Raw genomic sequence first — 17,460 nt, 5'->3', positions numbered from 1 at the left:
TTTTTCATAATATGATGCAGATGAGTCCGCCGGATCCCTCGTTGATAATCCGCTCCAGCGTCTCCCGCAGCTTGGCCCGGGCATCGTCGGGCATCCGTTTGAGCTTGGTGTTCAGATCCTCGCCCACCAGCTCGTGCAGGGATTTCCCAAAGATATTGGCCTCCCAAATCTTGGAGGTATCCCCCTCAAACTCTTTGAGCAGGTAAGAGACCATATCCTCGCTCTGCTTTTCGCCTCCCACAATGGGAGAGACCTCCGTCTCGATATCCGCCCGGATCATGTGGATGGAGGGTGCGCTGGCCCGCAGCCGTACGCCGTACCGTCCTCCCTGCTTCACAATCTCCGGCTCCTCCAGCACCAGGGAGTCAATGGACGGGACCACAATGCCATAGCCCGTCTGTTCCACCTGCTCCAGGGCGTCGGCCACCTTGTCGTAGGATGCCTTCACATGGGCCAGCTGGGTGAGCAGCTCCATGAGGTCCCCGTCGTCTCCAATCTGGAACCCGGACTGCTGGGACAGGGTATCGTAGAACAGGGCCCGTGGCAGCTCCAGCGTGGCCGCCGAAACGCCGGTCCCCAGGTCAATGGAGGTAATGCGGGCACCGCTGACCACCTCGCAGTTCTGGAAGGAGGTGACGGTCTGTTCCACATCCCGGATGCGGTGCAGCTGCTCCGTCCCACCCCGGATGGCGGCGTACAGGGCCGCTTTGATGGGGTGGGTCTGGGGCAGGGCGTCCACCCAGGGGGGCAGAAACAGATCCAGCTCTTTCAGAGGAAACTCATAGAGGACGCTTTTCAGAATGTGGTTGATCTCCTCCCGGCTCAGCTCCAGGCAGTTGGCGGCCACACAGGTCACGTCGTAGCGCTGAGCAATGTCCGCCCGGATGGCCTGAGCCCGCTCCGAACCGGGGTAGGCCGAGTTGAGCAGCACCACAAAGGGTTTGCCCAGCTCCTTCAGTTCGGAGATCACCCGTTCCTCCGGCTCCAGATAGTCCTCCCGGGGGATGTCGGTGATGGTCCCGTCGGTGACCACTGCGATGGCGATGGTGGAGTGGTCGGAGATGACCTTCCGGGTACCGATTTCCGCCGCCTCCGTCATAGGAATCTCGTGGTCAAACCAGGGGGTGGTGACCATGCGCTCGGTCTCCCCCTCCATCTGGCCCACGGCCCCCTTGACCATGTAGCCCACACAGTCAATAAGCCGCACCTGGAAGGCCGCTCCCCCGTCCACCGAGACGGTGACTGCCTCCTCCGGCACAAACTTGGGCTCCGCGGTCATGATGGTCCGCCCTGACCCGCACTGGGGCAGTTCATCCCGGGCCCGCTCCCGGCGGTACACGTTGTCAATATTGGGAATGACCAGCGTCTCCATAAACCGCTTGATAAAGGTGGATTTTCCCGTACGAACCGGCCCCACAATGCCGATGTAGATGTCGCCCTCTGTGCGAAGGGCGATATCCTCGTAGATTTTGCGATCTTCCACTGCAACTCCTCCTTCGGCCTCTTTGGTCAGCCGGTAGTTTCCTTACAATCTATGAGGATAAGCTGTGGAATATAACAGTTCGGCCGGTACGCTTTCCGAATTTTCCAAACTTTACATGGGCAGGATATTCAGCCGGTCAATCTTTCCCTCCTCGTCCACAGAGGAGAGGTAGGCCACCGCCGGCACTACCTTGCCGCGATAGATGATAAAGTACCAGGCCACGTTTTCCTCCATGAATTTCACCCCGCTGATGGGATACGGCCCCCGATTCACCCCAAATTTGTGGTGGAACATCATCTCAATGGCCATCTTTCCTGAGAGGTGGATGGTGTCCTCCCCCACCCGGGTCCAGGAGGCGTCGTGCAGCACGCCGTCCTTGTGGAATAAGTCGGCCAGGGCCACCGGATCCCCCCGGCGCATACAATCAAAATACTGTTCCAGCAATGTCATGATGGTTCCTCCCCCTTAAAATCGCTCCGAGCGCATGAGCGCGTCAATGCCGCCGTCTACAAAGAGAATGACCCCGTTGATTCCGCTGGCCTTTCGGGAGCCCAAAAACGAGATTGCGTTGGCAATCTCCTCCGCGTCCAGGAATTCCTTGGTTCCATAGCGCGTTGGAATGGGAATGAGCAGCGCGGCCTCCCGCTGTGCTTCCGTCAGGCCCTGGGTCATGGGCGTCGTGGTGTTGCCCGGGGCCACGGCATTGATGCGCAGCCCGTCCACCGCCCAGGCCGGTGACACCCGCCTGACCCAGCGGGCCAGAGCGAATTTGGAGGAGCTGTAGCAGGACACCGCCTGCTCCCTGGGGAGCATCCGGGCCAGCTCCAGTCCCCGCTCCTTGTTGCGGAGATTGGTCAGCAGTTCCACCCAGTCCAGACGGACGGTGGCGTTGGTGATGGAATTGGAGGAAGTCATGACGCAGCTTCCCCGCTTCTTCTTCAGCAGAGGCCGCAGGCCATCGGCCAGCTCAATTCCCGCATAGAAGTTCAGCGCAAAAATAGTCTCCGGCATGGCGGTGGGGCCTACCCCCGCATTGCTGATCAGGCCGTCAATTCCATCGGGATAGCGGTTAAACACCTCCTGAATGGCTGCGGAGACCCCCTCCTCCCGGGACAGGTCCGCCTGAAAGTCACCGCCCTTATAGTCGATGTTGAATACCTCATGGCCCTCATCCGTCAAAAGCTGCCGCGTGGCGGCGCCGATTCCCGTGGAACCGCCTGTAATGACATAAGCACCCATCCTGCATTCGCCTCCAAAATGAATTTTATTTTTTCGTTTCCTTCATTTTCAGGTATGGCGTCATGATAAATGGTCTTTTCCAATTTGTCAACTATTTTCTTCTATTTTAATTGATAATTTATTTTTTAACGTTAATTTTAAAACAATTACGTCAATTTTATGTCCAGAGAACGTCTCATTTCCGTCAAAAGAAATTTGTAGTTCTACCCCACAATAAAAAATCCTGTCCGCACTCTTCTTGCGCGGACAGGATTTTATGTTATCGAACGCCCGGAATCAGGAGCATTTTCCCCAGGGGCAGCTCCTCCCCTTCCAGCTCATTGGCCTGAATAATTTCTTCCATGGTGGTGCCGTACGCTTTGGCGATCTCCCAGATCCCCTCGCCCTGGACGGGCAGGCGCAGCACCACCGAGGGGCGGCTGCCCTCCCCCGCTGTACGGGGTTCTCCCAGCTTGGCCTGCTCCACCGCCGCCACCTGGAATGTGGACACCGTGAGACAGTGGAAATCCAGGGAGAATCGCACCTCAATTCCTCCCGCCGCCGGGGCGGCAAACACCTCTCCCGGGCAGGTACAGGTGCAGGTACAGTGATAGCCCTCCGGACAGTCCAGCCGACAGGTCACCGGCATCATTTTCCGCAGGCACTGTACCTGCTCTCCCTCATCCAGATAGAGGATGGTCAGCCAGCTCTCAGCCGTCAGCAGCAGCTGCGCCCCTTCCCGGCTCTGGGTCACCTGTCCCAGACTTAACCGGCTGGCGGCGATACCCCGCACCATCTCACCTGTCTCCAGCAGTTCCCGCACCGTCTGGGTGCGCATGGACTGCTCGCCGAACTGACACAGGGTCTGCGCCTTGCTGCCCACCTCCATCTGACAGGAGGTGCTGTAAACATCCTGGAGCAGCGTCACCGGTCGGCGGCAGTGCACCTGAGCCTGTGCCAGCAGCTCCAGTACCACTTCCAGATTCCGGGCATCTCCCTGCTCCGGCTCACAGCGCAGGTCGGTCAGCTCTACCCGAACCTGACAATCACCGTCCTCACCGCCCTGGGGAATTTCCATCACCTGGGAGAAGGGCAGGGATTCCCGGGCGGAGGTGAGGCCGCCGCCCGTCTCCTGGAGCAGCATGGAGACCTCTACCAGCCCCTTGAAAATCAGCTTGCTGCCAATGAGCTTGCTCTCCGCGCAGATGGGTGTGGCCTGAACAGCCAGCAGCTGCGGGGTCTCGCTCTGGCCGCCCTGGAGGCGAATCTGATCCGAGAATGTAAAGGGCTTCTCCTGCACAGCAGCCAATTCATAGCTCTCACCGTGGTACTGCCGCTGGCAGATACCCGCCTGCTCTCCCTCCAGAATGCCGCAGCAGACCGGCCGCTGCACCGGCTGGCAGGCTGTGACGTCCACCGCCAGATCCACCCGCAGCAAAACCTTTCTGGGGTTCAGCGCCCGGGCCTCGGCGCAGCGCAGGCGGGGCGCGGCCAGCACCACTCCCTGTTCCGTCAGGCCCGGGGCCTCCACCTGGCAGGTAAAGGGCAGCCCCAGCTCAATGCGGCGCAGGCCGCTGGCTCCCTCAGGCTGGTACAGCACCGATACCCGCACCATGCCGCTGACGGTGGCCATGCCGCTGCCCGCCTGCTTGCCGCTGAGCGTCGCCTGGCCGCACACATCCACAATGCGCTCAATATCCGGGCACGCATCCGGCACGATGGACTCCAGCGTCTCCTCCTGGCACAGCGTTACTTCGGCTACCGTGTCATAGCCGCAGATCATGTCACGATCAAATTCCAGTTCCATGGTTGTTGTCCTCTCCCTCATCATGGTGTCAGGCCGGCGGAACGCGGCCCCGGCTTTGTAACACCATATGACCCCGGAGCGGAATGTATGTCTCCTTTTTACTTCAGCCCGAACACCTTGCGCAGCAGTCTCCGCAGACATTTGGGAGAACGCACCACCACGATACCCATGAAAACGCCTCCTCTCTCCCTTTCATTTGCCATCTTCGGCTATCCCATTATACGGAGGAGGACCGGTCCACGTGACAAAAAAGTGAGAGGCGCCCAAAAGCGCCTCTCACGGGGACAATCAGGATTTCTTTTTTCGTTTCCAGTCCGGCACCGCCTGGAGCTGCTGATAGAGCCGCACATAGCTCTCATGCCGGGTACGGGGAATGATCCCCTTCTCCACCGCCTGGAGCACGGCACACCCCTGCTCCTTTCCATGGGCGCAGTCCAGAAAACGGCACTTGCCCAGGTAGGGCCGGAACTCCCGGAAACAGTCCTGCAGCTCCTCCTTCTGACACAGCTCCATACGATCCACATCGAACGAGGAGAAGCCCGGCGTATCCGCCACAACCGCCCCGCAGGACAGCCGAAACAGCTCCACATGGCGGGTGGTGTGCTTGCCGCGGCCCAGCTTTTGACTCACGTCTCCGGTGGCCAGGGCAAAGTTGGGATCCAAGCCATTGAGGATACTGGATTTCCCTACGCCGGAGTTTCCTGTAAAGCAGGAAACCTTGCCGGAAATCAGCTCCTTCAGCGCCTCCAGACCTTCGCCGGTCTTGGCGCTGACCCGCAGGGTGGGAAAGCCCGCCGCCGCATAAATCTTCTCCAGCTCCTCACCGGAAGCCAGGTCGCACTTGTTGATGCAGATGACGCACTCACAACCCTTGTGCTCGGCAATGGCGGCCACCCGGTCAATGAGGAAGGGATCGGTCACTGGGATGGCCTCGGAGGCCATAATGACCAGCTGGTCAATGTTGGCCACGGCCGGGCGGTAAAACTGGTTTTTGCGGGGCAAAATTTCTTCCAGCGCACCGCTGCCATCCCCCAGAGGGGTAAAGCGGACCCGGTCCCCCACCAGCGGAGCGGTGTTTTCCAGCCGGAGCTTTCCCCGGCCCCGGCAGGCGGTGGTGGTACTTCCGTCATCCACGTAGTAGAAGCCGCTGAGGGCCTTCATGATGACCCCTTCCGCCATCAGAAGGTTACCTCCCTGGTATCCGCCTGCACGCCATCAAAGTAGATGGTTACCGTCTTGGTCTCCCCCGCCTTGCCCTTCACGGGAATATCCACGCTGAGGTCCATGGTGGGATCCTTGGTCTCACTGAAAATCACCTGTCCGTCCACCATAGCCTGGACGTTAACGGGACTCTCGCTGTCCGGGAGGTCCACGGTGATAGTCTTCTCCACCTCCTGGGGCTGCTTATCCGGGTCGGGGCCCTTGCTCACCTGAAGATTCACCGTGGTGCCCTCCGGCACTTCAGTTCCTGCGGCAGGATACTGTCCCACCACGTACCCCTCGGGCACAGTATCATCATAGACCCGCTCAGTCTCGCCCACCGTCAGGTTGGACAGCCGGATGTCGCTTTGTGCTTTTTCCTCGGTCAGGGTCTCCAGGTTGGGGACCACTACCGTCTTTTCTTCAGGGCCAGAGCTGACCACCAGCTGGACCTCATCCCCCGGAGAGAGCTTCGCCCCTTCCGGCGGATTATAGGAGATGACGTGGTCCTTGGCCACGTCCTCACTGGGTTCATAGGTAGGACTCGCTACCTTCAGTCCCATACCACTCAGCTTCAGATATGCCTCCCGGTACTCCATGTTGGTCACATCCACCATTTCGATGAGGTCCGGGCCGCCGCTGATGGTGACGGTGATCTCGGTCACATCCTCGCCCACCTGGCTTCCTGCCTCCGGCGACTGGCGAAGGATGGTCCCAGCTTCCACTTCCTCATCGGCTACGGTTTCTCCCACCACCAGGGTAAATCGTCCCAGAAGCTCCGTATCCTGGGCCGCGGACTCATAGTTCTCTCCAACTACCTTGGGCACCTCATACAGGGTGGCAGGTGTGAAGGTGGAGGAGAGCACCCGGGTCATGAAAAATACCACACCCACCAAAAATACTACAATCGCTGCAACAATACCCACAATCATCCAGGGCGAAGAGTTGGAATGCCGCTCCTCCTCTTCTTCGTCCTCCTCGTAGCGCCGGGAACGCCGCCCGCTGCTGTGCTGGGGCTGTCTGTGGGTGCGAGGCCTGGACTCCCGACTGACGGCGGAACCAGTTGTACGGATCCGGGTCTTATCGTCATCCGGCTCCTCTTCCGGCATGAAGTCGCTGACATTATAATCAAAGTTGATGTTGGGGTTCTTGCGGAACTCCTCCAAGTCAGCCAGCATCTCGTCAGCGGAGCTGTACCGGTTGTCCGGGTTGGGAGCCATGGCCTTCATGGTGATGGCCTCCAAAGCCTCGGGAATGGTGGGGTCAATCTCCCGGGGCGAGAGCGGGATGGAGTTGATATGCTGGATAGCCACAGAGACCGGAGTGTCCCCCTCGAAGGGCAGCCGCCCGGTGATCATCTCGTAGAGAACCACACCGGCGGAATAGAGGTCAGATCGGGCGTCAATGTGGCTGCCCCGGGCCTGCTCGGGGGAAATATAGTGCACCGAGCCCAGTGCCTCCTGGGTCAGGGTACTGTGGCCGCCGGAAGCCACCCGGGCGATACCAAAGTCAGCCACCTTCACGCTGCCGTCCCGCAGCACCATCACATTGTGGGGCTTGATGTCCCGGTGGATGATGCCCCGGCTGTGAGCATGGCCCAGCGCCTTGACAATCTGGGTGATGAAGTGCAGGGCCTCCCGCCAGTTCAGCTTGTTCCCCTTCTTCTGCATATACTGCTTCAGGGTAATGCCGTCAATGAGCTCCATGACGATATACTCCAGCTCCGAGGAGCGGCTTACATCGTACACAGCCACAATGTTGGGGTGAGACAGCATGGCGACAGCCTGAGACTCGTCGTGGAACCGACGGCGGAACTCGGCGTCCTGGGCCAGGTCCTCCCGCAGGATTTTGATGGCCACCAGACGGTTCAGCCGGTGGCACCGGGCCTTATAAACCCGGGCCATGCCGCCCGTTCCAATGATTTCCAGAATCTCATATCGGTTGTCGAGTAATTTACCTATGTATTGATCCATGGTAAATATCCTCCTCTATTCAGCTTCATACAGGGATTCTCAGCGGCAGATCAGCACCGCGGTGACATTGTCAGGAGCTCCGCGATGCAGCGCAATTTCCAAAAGCCGCTGACAGCAGCTCTCATTGTCTCCGCCGTGAATGACCTCGTAGAGCATCTCCTGTTCGGAGACCACATTGCTCAGTCCGTCGCTGCACAGCAGAAGGCAGCTGCCCTCCTCCAGCCTCTGGCGGAAGCAGTCGGCCATCAGCACCGGCTCAGCCCCCAGGGCCCGGGTAATCAGGTTTTTGTGGGGATGGTTGCGGGCTTCGTCCCGGGTCAGCTCTCCCCGCGCCACCATATCTTCCACCAGGGAGTGGTCCCGGGTCACCAGCGAGATGCCGTCCTGGGTCACGTAGTAGGCCCGGCTGTCCCCCTCGTTGAGGACCACCGCCTCCTCCGGACCCGCCAGAGCAGCCACCAGCGTGGTACCCATGCCCACGCACTCCTGATCGGTGGTGGCCCGCTGAAATACCTCGTGGTTGGCAGCCGCCGCAGCCTGGCGCATCCGGGCCTCCCCGTCGGCCACATCTCCGGCCTCCAGGAAGTTCCGCATGAACAGGTCCACCGCCATGGTGCTGGCCACGTTGCCCGCCCGGGCTCCGCCCATGCCGTCGCACACCAAGGCTATAATCCGGCCGTCCTCCAGCGTCCTCGCGTCAAAGGTATCCTGATTCTGTTGTCGAACCATACCCTGATGGGTGACACCCCATACCTGCATGTTCATCTTCCTCTTTTCTGCCGGAGTTCCGGCGCTTCCAGACCGAAGCCGCACTACTGCGGCTGATGCTCTTTCATTGCCTTGCGGCGCAGCTGGCCGCAGGAGGCGTCAATGTCGCCGCCCAGCTTGCGGCGCACCGTCACGGTGACGCCCCGCTGCTCCAGCCGCTTTTGGAACGCGGCCACCCGGCGGCTGGGCTTCAGGGGACTCTCCTCCACCTCGTTGAGGGGGATGAGATTCACATGGCCGGGCATCCCTTTCAGCAGATCCGCCAGCAGGTCGGCCTGCCAGTCAGAATCGTTTACCCCGTCGATCATGGCGTACTCATAGGAAATCCGCCGTCCGGTGGTCTGAAAATACCGCCGGCAGGTGTCCATCAGCGTCTTCACGCCCACCGCCCGGTTGACAGGCATAATTTTGGACCGAGTCTCATCATCCGGGGCGTGGAGGGACACGGACAGGGTTAATTGTAACCCATACTGAGCCAGTTTGTCAATTTGGTCCACCAGTCCGCAGGTGGACAGGGAGATATGGCGCATGCCGATGTTTAGTCCGTCGGGATGGTTGACCAGGCGGAGAAACTGCATCACCGTGTCAAAGTTATCCAGAGGCTCTCCAATACCCATGAGCACGATGTTGGAAATGGGCTCCCCGCTGTCCAGCTGGGTAAAGAGCACCTGGTCCACCATCTCCGCAGGGGTGAGGTTGCGCACCTTGCCCGCAATGGTGGAGGCACAGAAGGCACAGCCCATGCGGCAGCCCACCTGGCTGGAGATGCACACGGTGTTGCCATGCTTGTAGCGCATGAACACCGTCTCAATGCAGTTGCCGTCGCCCAGTTCCCACAGGTATTTGATGGTCCCGTCCAGGGCGGACTTCTGCTTCCGGGCCACAACCGGGTGGGTGATGAAGCAGGTCTCGCTCAGCTTCTGCCGTAACGCCTTGGACAGATCGCTCATCTCCTCAAAGGAGTTTACCCCGCGATAGAGCCAACGAAACACCTGTTTGGCCCGGAACGCGGGCTCCCCCTGTTCCTTGAACCAGGCGGTCAGCTCCTCCAGGGTCATGGATTTGATGTCAACCATCCGCGCGCCCCTCCCTTCTCATGCGGCAGATAAAGAAGCCGTCCGTCCCGTGGCGGTGGGGCAGCAGCGTCACCAGACCGTCAGCCGCAGTTCCAACCGGTCCAGGCAGTGTAAAGGCTTCTGCCTTGAAGTCTTTGTGTTCCTCCAGGAACCACCGGACAACCTCCTCGTTCTCCCGGGGCAGCAGCGTACAGGTGGAATAGAGCAAAATTCCGCCGGGACGCACATACCGGGATGCGTTGGCGAGAATGGCCCGCTGCACCTCCGGAAGCCCCTTCAGGGGCTCCGGGTCCTTGTAGCGGATGTCCGGCTTCTTCCGGATGACTCCCAGGCCGGAGCATGGGGCGTCTACCAGCACCCGGTCAAAGGCCCCCTCCCACTCCGGGCGGAACACCTTTCCATCCGCCGTCATGGGGTGAAGCAGAGACAGGCCCAGGCGGTCGGCCCCCGCCTGCAGCAGCTTCTTTTTGTGGGGATGAATGTCACAGGAGATGAGTTCCCCCTCATTTTTCATGGCAATCCCGGCGGCAAAGGACTTGCCGCCCGGGGCGGCGCAGCAGTCCAGCACCCGCATGCCGGGGCGCACCTCTGCTGCCTCCACAGCCAGACGGGAGGCGGGGTCCTGAACGTAAAACAGGCCCTCCCGGAAGGCCTCCAGTCCCTCCAGGTCCCCCGTTTTAGACAGAACAAGGCAGTCGTCAAGCCAGGGGTGGGGCGTGACCTCCACCCTCTGCTCCATCAGCTGCTGAGCCACCTGCTCCGCGGTCCCACGCAGCGTGTTCACCATCACCGTCATGGAGGGCTGGTGGTTGTCGGCGGCCAGAAGCTTGGCCCCTTCCTCCGTCCCCAGTGTCATGCAAAATTCCTTTACAAGCCACTCCGGGTGGGAGTAAAGGATGGACAGATAGGACACCGGGTCGGTGTTGGGGATGGCAGGCAGATGGTCGAGATTTCGTTCCACGCTCCGCAGAATTCCGTTGACCATTCCCGCGGCCCTGGGGTTTTTGCACAGCCGCTTGGTCATCTCCACCGAGCAGTTCACCGCCGCACTGTGGGGGATGCGGTCCAGAAACAGCATCTGGTAGGCCCCCAGGCGCAGGGCCTGGAGCACCTTTCCCTCCATGCGGCTCAGGGCAATGTTGGAAAACTGGGACAGATAGAAATCCAGCAGCAGCTGGTTCTGGAGCACGCCGAAGCACAGCTGGGTGGCCAGGGCGGCATCCCGGCTGTCCAGCTTGGCGGCGGCCAGTTGCTTTTTCAGCACACCGTCCGACCAGCCTCCCTGCCGATGGCAGGCATTTAAGGTCAAAAGAGCCGCTTCCCTGGCGTCCATACCGCTCCGCCTCCTTCCGATTGATAAGCTGCGGGACTTGGTCCCGCTCTGTTACGCGATGGTGATGGGGTGGCCGCGGAGATAGTCCGCCGCCGCCATTCTCCGGCTGCCCGGAGCCTGCAGCTCCAGGATACGCAGAACCATGCCGTCGCCGCAGGCCACGTCAATGCCCTCCGGCCGGGCGGCAAGCACTGTGCCGGGCGCCTTTCCGGTGTGCTCCCCTGTCTCGGCTACGGCAAACACCTTCACCGGCTCCTTGGAAAAGACATCGGTGGAAGTGGCAGGCCAGGGCACCAGGCCACGAACCTTGTTGTGAATGGAATTGGCGCTCTGGCTCCAGTCGATGGGGGCCAGGGCCCGGGACAGCATGGGGGCGTAGGTCACCAGCTGAGGATCCTGGGGAACCGCCTGCACCGTTCCGGCGGCAATTTCCTCCACCACCTTCACCAGCAGTTCTCCTCCCAGCCCGGCCAACCGGTCGTGAACGGTCTCTACCGTCTCCTCCGGGTCAATAGGGGTAGAGACCTGGCCCAGAATATCACCCGCGTCCAGCTCGGGCGCCACCTTCATAATGGTCACACCCGTCTCCTTGTCTCCGTTCACCACCGCCCAGTTAATAGGGGCGGCTCCCCGGTAGCGGGGCAGCAGAGAGGAGTGGACATTGATGCAGCCCTTGGGAGGCAGGTCCAGAATCTCCTGGGGCAGAATGCGGCCGTAGGCCGCCACCACAATAAGCTCCGGAGCCAGGGCGCGGAGCTCCTCAAGGGCGCTGCCGTCCCGCAGTTGAGTGGGCTGGAACACCGGGATGTCATGGCTCTGGGCCGTTACTTTCACCGGAGGCGGAAGCAGCTTCATTCCCCGGTTTTTGGGCTTGTCCGGCTGGGTGAACACGCCGCACACCTCATGGCCGGCGGCCAGCAGGGCCTCCAGCGAGGGAACCGCGAAGTCCGGCGTGCCCATGAACACAATTCTCATTCCTGGTCCTCCTGCTCCTCCATCATCCGGTCCAGGTCCTCGTTGGTATAGAGCTTGTCGCACAGCTCCGTATACAGATGGCCGTCCAGATGGCTGAGCTCATGGCAGAAGCAGCGGGCGGTGATGTCGCTGCCCTCCACCTCAAACCAGTTTCCCTTGCGGTCCTGGGCCTTTACCCGAACCCAGGCGGGCCGCTTCACATAGCCCCACATGCCAGGCACGGACAGGCAGCCCTCCAGGCCGTCCTGCTCCCCCTCCCGGGCAATGATCTCGGGGTTGACCAGCTCCAGCATCTCTCCTTCTTCATTGACCACGATGACCGCCCGGCGCAGAATGCCCACCTGGGGCGCCGCCAGACCCAGTCCGTTGGCCTGGGCCAGGGTCTCCTTCAGATCGTCCAAGAGGTCGGCCAGCTTATCGTCAAACTTGGTGACCGGGTGGCACACCTTGTTCAGCGCAGGCTCACCCTTGGTCAAAATGGTACGGATTGCCATGGTATCGTCTCCTTATTCTGATTACACTCAGCTGTTATAGGGGTCCAAATCCGCATAGACGGAAATGCCTCGGTTTTCTTTGTCCTGCTGTGCAGCCCGAAGCAGGGCCGCGATACGCTGCCGCGCGGCTTTGTCCTGCCGCCCCACCAGCGTCAGCCGATAGCGGTAGCGGTTGTTCACCTTGGCCACCGCCGCAGGCGCAGGCCCCAGAATCTGCCAGGCCTGTTCTCCTGCCGGATAAGCCTCCAGCCCCTGGCGCAGGCGGACACAGCAGCGCAGAACCGCCCCCTCCTCCAGCCCGGAGGCCGTTATCACCACAAGGTCGGAAAAGGGTGGATAGCGGCGCATTCGCCGCAGCGCAATCTCCTCGCGGTAAAAATTTGCATAGTCCTGACGGGCGGCAAAGGAAATCACATCGTTGTCGGGGGTATAGGTCTGGATCACCGCCCGGCCCTGCTTCTCACCCCGCCCGGCCCGGCCTACCACCTGGGTAAGCAGGGAGAAGGTGCGCTCCGCCGCTCGAAAATCATCCACATACAGGGCGAGGTCCGGGGCCACCACGCCAACCAGCGTGACGTTTTCAAAGTCCAGTCCCTTGGCCACCATCTGGGTCCCCACCAGGATGGGCACCTTCTTTTTTCGAAAACGCTCCAGCAGCTCCTCGTGTGGATGGGCGGCCGAGACGGTATCCGTGTCCATGCGCAGAATCTCCGTCCCGGGAAACAGCTCCTCCAGCTCCTCCTGCACCTTCTGGGTGCCAATGCCGATGAAGTTCAGCTTCCCGCCGCAGGAGGGGCAGGCGGCCGGCAGCGGCTGGGAGTGGCCACAGTGGTGACACATGAGCCGCCCGTTGGCCGAGTGGTAGGTCAGCTTGACGGAGCAGCGGGGGCACTCGGGCACCTGGCCGCACTCCCCGCAGGACACCATCCGGTTGGCTCCCCGGCGGTTGAGGAACAAAATAGACTGCTCCCCCCGCTCCAGGTTGGCCTCCAGCTCCCGGCGGAGCACACTGCTGATGGCACCGGCGTTTCCGCTGCGCAGCTCCTCCTTCATGTCGGCCAGGATCACCTGGGGCAGCGCCTTCTGGTTGTAGCGCTTTTTCAGGGTAAACAGCTTTAAAACGCCCTGCCTGGCCTGGTACATGGTCTCCACCGAAGGGGTGGCCGAGCCCAGCACCAGCAGGGCCCGGTTCTGCACACAGCGGTACTTGGCCACATCCCGGGCGTGGTAGCGGGGGACGTTCTCCGACTTATAGCTGCTCTCCTGCTCCTCATCCAGCACGATGAGCCCAAGCTCCTGCACCGGAGCAAAGACGGCCGACCGGGTTCCAATGACCACTCGGGCCTCGCCCCTGCGCACCCGTTTCCACTCGTCGTAGCGCTCTCCCGCCCGCAGGGAGCTGTGAAGCACTGCAATTTGTTCTCCAAAGTAGGATGTAAAAATTCGAAGGAGCTGGGGAGTCAGAACAATCTCCGGGACCAGCACCAGGGCCCCTTTCCCCCGCTCCAGGGTCTTCTGAATAAGCCGGATATAGACCTGGGTCTTGCCGCTGCCGGTGACGCCGTACAGCAGCGCCGCCTCCGGCTTTCCCGTCTCCGCCAAGGCATCCAGCCCGGAAAAGGCCACCTGCTGCTCTTCATTGAGCACCAGCTCCCCTGCCGGCTCCACGTCCTGGACGGAAATACGCCGGAACACCTCCTGCTTTTCCACCGTGAGGATTCCGCTTTTTTCCAAAGATTTGATGGTGGGCATAGAGGATCCCGTGAAGTAGCACAGCTCCTTCACGGAGGCTGCTCCCAGGGTACACAGCAGCTGGGTCACCGAGTAGCGCAGAGGGGCCGACTTCCGCCGGGGGGTGACCATGGCCATAGCGTCCTCTGCCGGAATGGCCAGCACCGCCAGCTTCTCCGTCTTGTCTCCGACGCCCCGCTGGGCGCTGGTCTCCACACGCGCCAGTCCCAGCTGAGTGAGGGTATGAATGGCTGGGTTGGGGTCTTTGCTGCCGAAGGCCAGGCGGATTTGCTCCATGTCGCCTCCGCCGCCCCAGCTCAGCAGCATCTCCAGCAGCTGTTTGGCGCTGCCGGAGCCCTCCACCGCCTCATAGGCCTGTTCCCGGTCCAGGTCCTCCCGCAGCACCACCTGGTCCTTCAGGGCAAAGTAGAGCCCGGCGGGCAGCATGGCCTTGACGCAGTCGTAAACCGTACAAAAGTACCGCTCCCGCATCCACAGGGCCAGCTGAATGCCCTCGTGGTCCAGCACCGGCTCCGGGTCCAGCTGGGCGTGAACTGCCTTCAGGGATGGGCCGGGCATGGGCTCCTCTCCCAAAGAGAGGATAATCCCTTCACTGCCCCGGTTGCCCGCCCCAAACGGGACCAGCACACGCATTCCGGGGCGCAGAGTCTCCTCCAGAGCAGCGGGGACCAGGTAGTCATAGGGCTTGTCGATGGCGTAGACGGCTTTGGACACCGCCACCTTGGCCACCAGACGTCCCATATGCCTCACCTCCCCGCTTGCGGAAAGGAAAGCAAGCGAGGGCTCCCCCATCGCTTGCTTTCCTCACTCCCTTACTCCTCGTCGTCTACTTCGCCTTCCGCAACCATCCGGATGGCAATGCTTACCGGCTTATCCTCCAGGGGCTCGCCGGTCATCTCAGCCTCAAGGGCAATCTGACGGGCCTTGTGGGCCACCACATTCACCAGCTTATAGCGGCTGGGCACCTTGGCCAGCAGATCTTTCATTGCAGGATAGAGCATCATAACACAAAACTTCCTTTCCAATATCACACCAAATAGGTTTTAACCAAAATCAGGTAAACTGAGACAGCATCTGTCTCCGGTTTTCCACCCGGCACTCCGCCGCGGTGAGAATGGCCTCAATTTCGTGCACCGCACCGGATACCTTGTCGTTGATGACCAGGTAGTCGTAGTTGGGCACCTCCCGGAACTCGGTACGGGCCTTTTCCAGCCGGCCGGCAATGACATCCTCACTGTCGGTATTGCGCTTGTGAAGCCGCCGGGACAGCTCCTCAAAGGAGGGCGGCATAATGAAGATAAACAGCGCGTCGGGACAGCGCTTCTTCACCTTGGCCGCGCCCTGGACCTCAATGTCCAGCAGCACGTCAATTCCGGCATCCAAGCGCTCCCGGATAGCCTTCAGCGAGGTGCCGTAGTAGTTGTCCACGTACTCCGCATACTCCAGCAGCTCATCGTCTGCGATCATCCGCTCAAACTCGGCCCGGGAGACAAAGTTGTAGTTGACTCCGTCCTGTTCCCCAACCCGGGGCTTCCGGGTGGTGTAGGAAACGGAGAAATAGATGTTGTCCCGCTGGCCCAGCAGCTCGGCAATCACCGTGCTCTTTCCCACCCCGGAGGGGCCGGAGAGTACAATGAGCTGGCCTTTCTCTTTCTTTCTTACTGCCATTCTGCTTCCTCCTCTGCTCCGTCCTTTTCTCCGGACAGGCGGTTGGCTATGGTCTCCGGCTGAAGCGCCGACAGAACCAGATGGTCGTTATCCATCATAATCACCGCCTTGGTACGCCGGCCGTAGGTGGCGTCGATGAGCTCACCCCGGTCTCTGGCCTCCTGTACCATACGCTTGATGGGGGCGGAGTCCGGACTGACAATGGCAATCAGGCGGTTGGCGGACACCAGGTTGCCGAATCCAATGTTAATAAGCCGCACAAGGCCGCCTCCTTACTCGATGTTCTGGACCTGCTCCCGGATCTTTTCAATCTCCGCCTTGATGTCCACCACATGGCGGGCAATCTCAATGTCGCTGCACTTGGAGCCGATGGTGTTGGCCTCCCGGTTGAACTCCTGAATGAGGAAGTCCAGCTTTCGTCCGGTGGCGCCGCCCTTGTCCAGCATCTCCCGGAGCTGGCCGATGTGGCTGCGCAGGCGGACGGTCTCCTCGTCCACCGCCACCTTGTCGGCAAAGATAGCCGCCTCGGTGAGGATGCGGGCGGGGTCAATCTGGGTATTGGCCAGCACCTCATCCATGCGGGCCTCCAGCTTGGCGCGGTACTCCGACACGGTCTGGGGGGAGCGCTCCTCCACCAGGCCCACCTTCTCCTCGATGGCAGCGGCCCGGCTGAGGACATCCTCCCGCAGGCGCTCGCCCTCCCGGGTACGCATCTGGTCAAAGTCAGCAAGCGCCCGGTCCAGCACCGAGCAGATGTCCTTGGCCATCTGCTCCACGTCCTCCTCCGCCTTCTCAGCCAGAAGGACCTCAGGGAACCGGGACAGCAGGGAAACGGAAATCTCTCCCTCCAGGCCGTAGATCTCAGACAGCTGCCGCAGGGCGGCGTAGTAACCGTCGGCCACAGGCCGGTTCACCGACACCTGGACCTTTTCCGCCCCCGCATTGTCCAATGTAACAAAGACATCCACCTTTCCCCGGGAAATGGTGTTCTGCACCCGGGTCTTGATGGCATCCTCCGCAAACAGATAGAGCCGGGGAATACGGACATTGCAATCCAGATAGCGGTTGTTCACCGACCGCAGCTCAACGGTGATGGTACAGCCGTTTACTGTCTCCTCCGCCCGGCCATAGCCGGTCATACTCTTGACCAAGACTGTCACTCTCCTCTTGTGAATTGGTACTTCAGCGACGCCGCCCCGGGCCCAACCGGGCCTGGAACAGGCCAATCAGGCGGGACAGGCCTATATCATAGACGATAAAGACCAGGTTGCCCGCCCCATAGAGCAGAAGGCTGTTGTCACCCAGCCACTGGGGCGGCTGGGGCAAAAACATGCTCCGGAACACAAACCAAAAAAGGGTCAGCACCGCGTTGAAAAACGCCAGCTTCAACACCCACTCTATGCTCAAACGGCGCAGGGACTCAATGCGGCTCTTCACCACCGGATAGAGCCCCAGGAAGGCCAGATACAACAGGGCCACGCCCTTGTCCGGCAGCAGGATGAGGCCCAGAATGCCCCCTGCCGCCCAGCACAGGTAACCGGCCATCCGCCCTGCTGCCAGCACACCGGCCACAGGAAACAGACCGGCCGCCGCCGTCACGCCCAGGCGCCCGGAGGGAACTACGCAGGCCAGCCACAAAATAGCCAGGCTTCCGGCCGCCAGCACGCCGGCCACAGCAATAGAACGGCTTTTGGTAGAAAATGGTCCGGGCAT

At 61.0% G+C, this 17,460-nt stretch carries 17 protein-coding genes; all 17 read right to left on the bottom strand.

Annotated features, from left to right (window positions below):
* Positions 1 to 4: 4 nt before the first annotated feature.
* The 17 genes from spoIVA to AC3YUO_RS07370 all read right to left on the bottom strand — a co-directional run bounded on the left by spoIVA (position 5) and on the right by AC3YUO_RS07370 (position 17,460).
* Complete coding sequence (gene spoIVA / locus AC3YUO_RS07450; RefSeq protein ID WP_489962399.1) at positions 5 to 1,483, bottom strand: stage IV sporulation protein A; 1,479 nt, start codon at positions 1,481 to 1,483, stop codon at positions 5 to 7.
* Between the two features lie 111 nt (positions 1,484 to 1,594).
* Complete coding sequence (locus tag AC3YUO_RS07445) at positions 1,595 to 1,933, bottom strand: nuclear transport factor 2 family protein (protein ID WP_489962398.1); 339 nt, start codon at positions 1,931 to 1,933, stop codon at positions 1,595 to 1,597.
* A gap of 15 nt (positions 1,934 to 1,948) precedes the next feature.
* Positions 1,949 to 2,722, bottom strand: a complete 774-nt coding sequence (locus AC3YUO_RS07440; protein ID WP_489962397.1) for an SDR family oxidoreductase — start codon at positions 2,720 to 2,722, stop codon at positions 1,949 to 1,951.
* 259 nt (positions 2,723 to 2,981) lie between these two features.
* Complete coding sequence (locus AC3YUO_RS07435) at positions 2,982 to 4,508, bottom strand: DUF3794 and LysM peptidoglycan-binding domain-containing protein (RefSeq protein ID WP_489962396.1); 1,527 nt, start codon at positions 4,506 to 4,508, stop codon at positions 2,982 to 2,984.
* A gap of 288 nt (positions 4,509 to 4,796) precedes the next feature.
* A complete protein-coding gene (gene rsgA, locus AC3YUO_RS07430) occupies positions 4,797 to 5,687 on the bottom strand; it encodes a ribosome small subunit-dependent GTPase A (protein WP_489962395.1) in 891 nt (296 codons plus the stop codon).
* Positions 5,687 to 7,681 carry a Stk1 family PASTA domain-containing Ser/Thr kinase gene (gene pknB / locus AC3YUO_RS07425; protein ID WP_489962394.1) on the bottom strand — a complete coding sequence of 665 codons (1,995 nt, stop codon included), beginning with the start codon at positions 7,679 to 7,681 and terminating at the stop codon, positions 5,687 to 5,689. Before pknB ends, rsgA begins: the two co-directional genes overlap by 1 nt.
* A gap of 39 nt (positions 7,682 to 7,720) precedes the next feature.
* Positions 7,721 to 8,446 carry a Stp1/IreP family PP2C-type Ser/Thr phosphatase gene (locus tag AC3YUO_RS07420; RefSeq protein ID WP_489962393.1) on the bottom strand — a complete coding sequence of 242 codons (726 nt, stop codon included), beginning with the start codon at positions 8,444 to 8,446 and terminating at the stop codon, positions 7,721 to 7,723.
* Between the two features lie 47 nt (positions 8,447 to 8,493).
* A complete protein-coding gene (rlmN, locus tag AC3YUO_RS07415) occupies positions 8,494 to 9,525 on the bottom strand; it encodes a dual-specificity RNA methyltransferase RlmN (protein ID WP_489962392.1) in 1,032 nt (343 codons plus the stop codon).
* Entirely contained in the window at positions 9,518 to 10,858 is a 1,341-nt protein-coding gene (gene rsmB / locus AC3YUO_RS07410) for a 16S rRNA (cytosine(967)-C(5))-methyltransferase RsmB (RefSeq protein ID WP_489962391.1), read from the bottom strand. Before rsmB ends, rlmN begins: the two co-directional genes overlap by 8 nt.
* Positions 10,859 to 10,909: 51 nt before the next feature.
* Positions 10,910 to 11,833: a methionyl-tRNA formyltransferase gene (fmt, locus tag AC3YUO_RS07405; protein ID WP_489962390.1), complete on the bottom strand. Its 924-nt coding sequence runs from the start codon at positions 11,831 to 11,833 to the stop codon at positions 10,910 to 10,912.
* Entirely contained in the window at positions 11,830 to 12,327 is a 498-nt protein-coding gene (def, locus tag AC3YUO_RS07400; RefSeq protein ID WP_118641446.1) for a peptide deformylase, read from the bottom strand. Before def ends, fmt begins: the two co-directional genes overlap by 4 nt.
* Before the next feature lie 27 nt (positions 12,328 to 12,354).
* The gene (priA, locus tag AC3YUO_RS07395) at positions 12,355 to 14,820 is read right to left on the bottom strand and encodes a replication restart helicase PriA (protein ID WP_489962389.1); all 2,466 of its coding nucleotides are present in this window, start codon (positions 14,818 to 14,820) and stop codon (positions 12,355 to 12,357) included.
* A 71-nt stretch (positions 14,821 to 14,891) separates the two neighbouring features.
* Positions 14,892 to 15,080 (bottom strand): DNA-directed RNA polymerase subunit omega, encoded by a 189-nt coding sequence (gene rpoZ / locus AC3YUO_RS07390; protein WP_489962535.1) that lies wholly within the window; start codon positions 15,078 to 15,080, stop codon positions 14,892 to 14,894.
* A gap of 52 nt (positions 15,081 to 15,132) precedes the next feature.
* Positions 15,133 to 15,747, bottom strand: coding sequence for a guanylate kinase (gmk, locus tag AC3YUO_RS07385; protein ID WP_489962388.1), 615 nt, complete (start codon positions 15,745 to 15,747; stop codon positions 15,133 to 15,135).
* Positions 15,738 to 16,007 (bottom strand): extracellular matrix/biofilm regulator RemA, encoded by a 270-nt coding sequence (gene remA, locus AC3YUO_RS07380; RefSeq protein ID WP_489962387.1) that lies wholly within the window; start codon positions 16,005 to 16,007, stop codon positions 15,738 to 15,740. The genes gmk and remA overlap by 10 nt, the downstream gene beginning before the upstream one ends.
* A gap of 12 nt (positions 16,008 to 16,019) precedes the next feature.
* A complete protein-coding gene (locus tag AC3YUO_RS07375; protein WP_489962386.1) occupies positions 16,020 to 16,898 on the bottom strand; it encodes a YicC/YloC family endoribonuclease in 879 nt (292 codons plus the stop codon).
* 31 nt (positions 16,899 to 16,929) lie between these two features.
* The gene (locus AC3YUO_RS07370; RefSeq protein WP_489962385.1) at positions 16,930 to 17,460 is read right to left on the bottom strand and encodes a hypothetical protein; all 531 of its coding nucleotides are present in this window, start codon (positions 17,458 to 17,460) and stop codon (positions 16,930 to 16,932) included.

The sequence above is a fragment of the Pseudoflavonifractor sp. HNCC25GI2 genome, assembly GCF_058136395.1.
The sequence above is the reverse complement of the archived record's forward strand: the minus strand, read 5'-3'. Positions and strand labels throughout refer to the sequence as shown.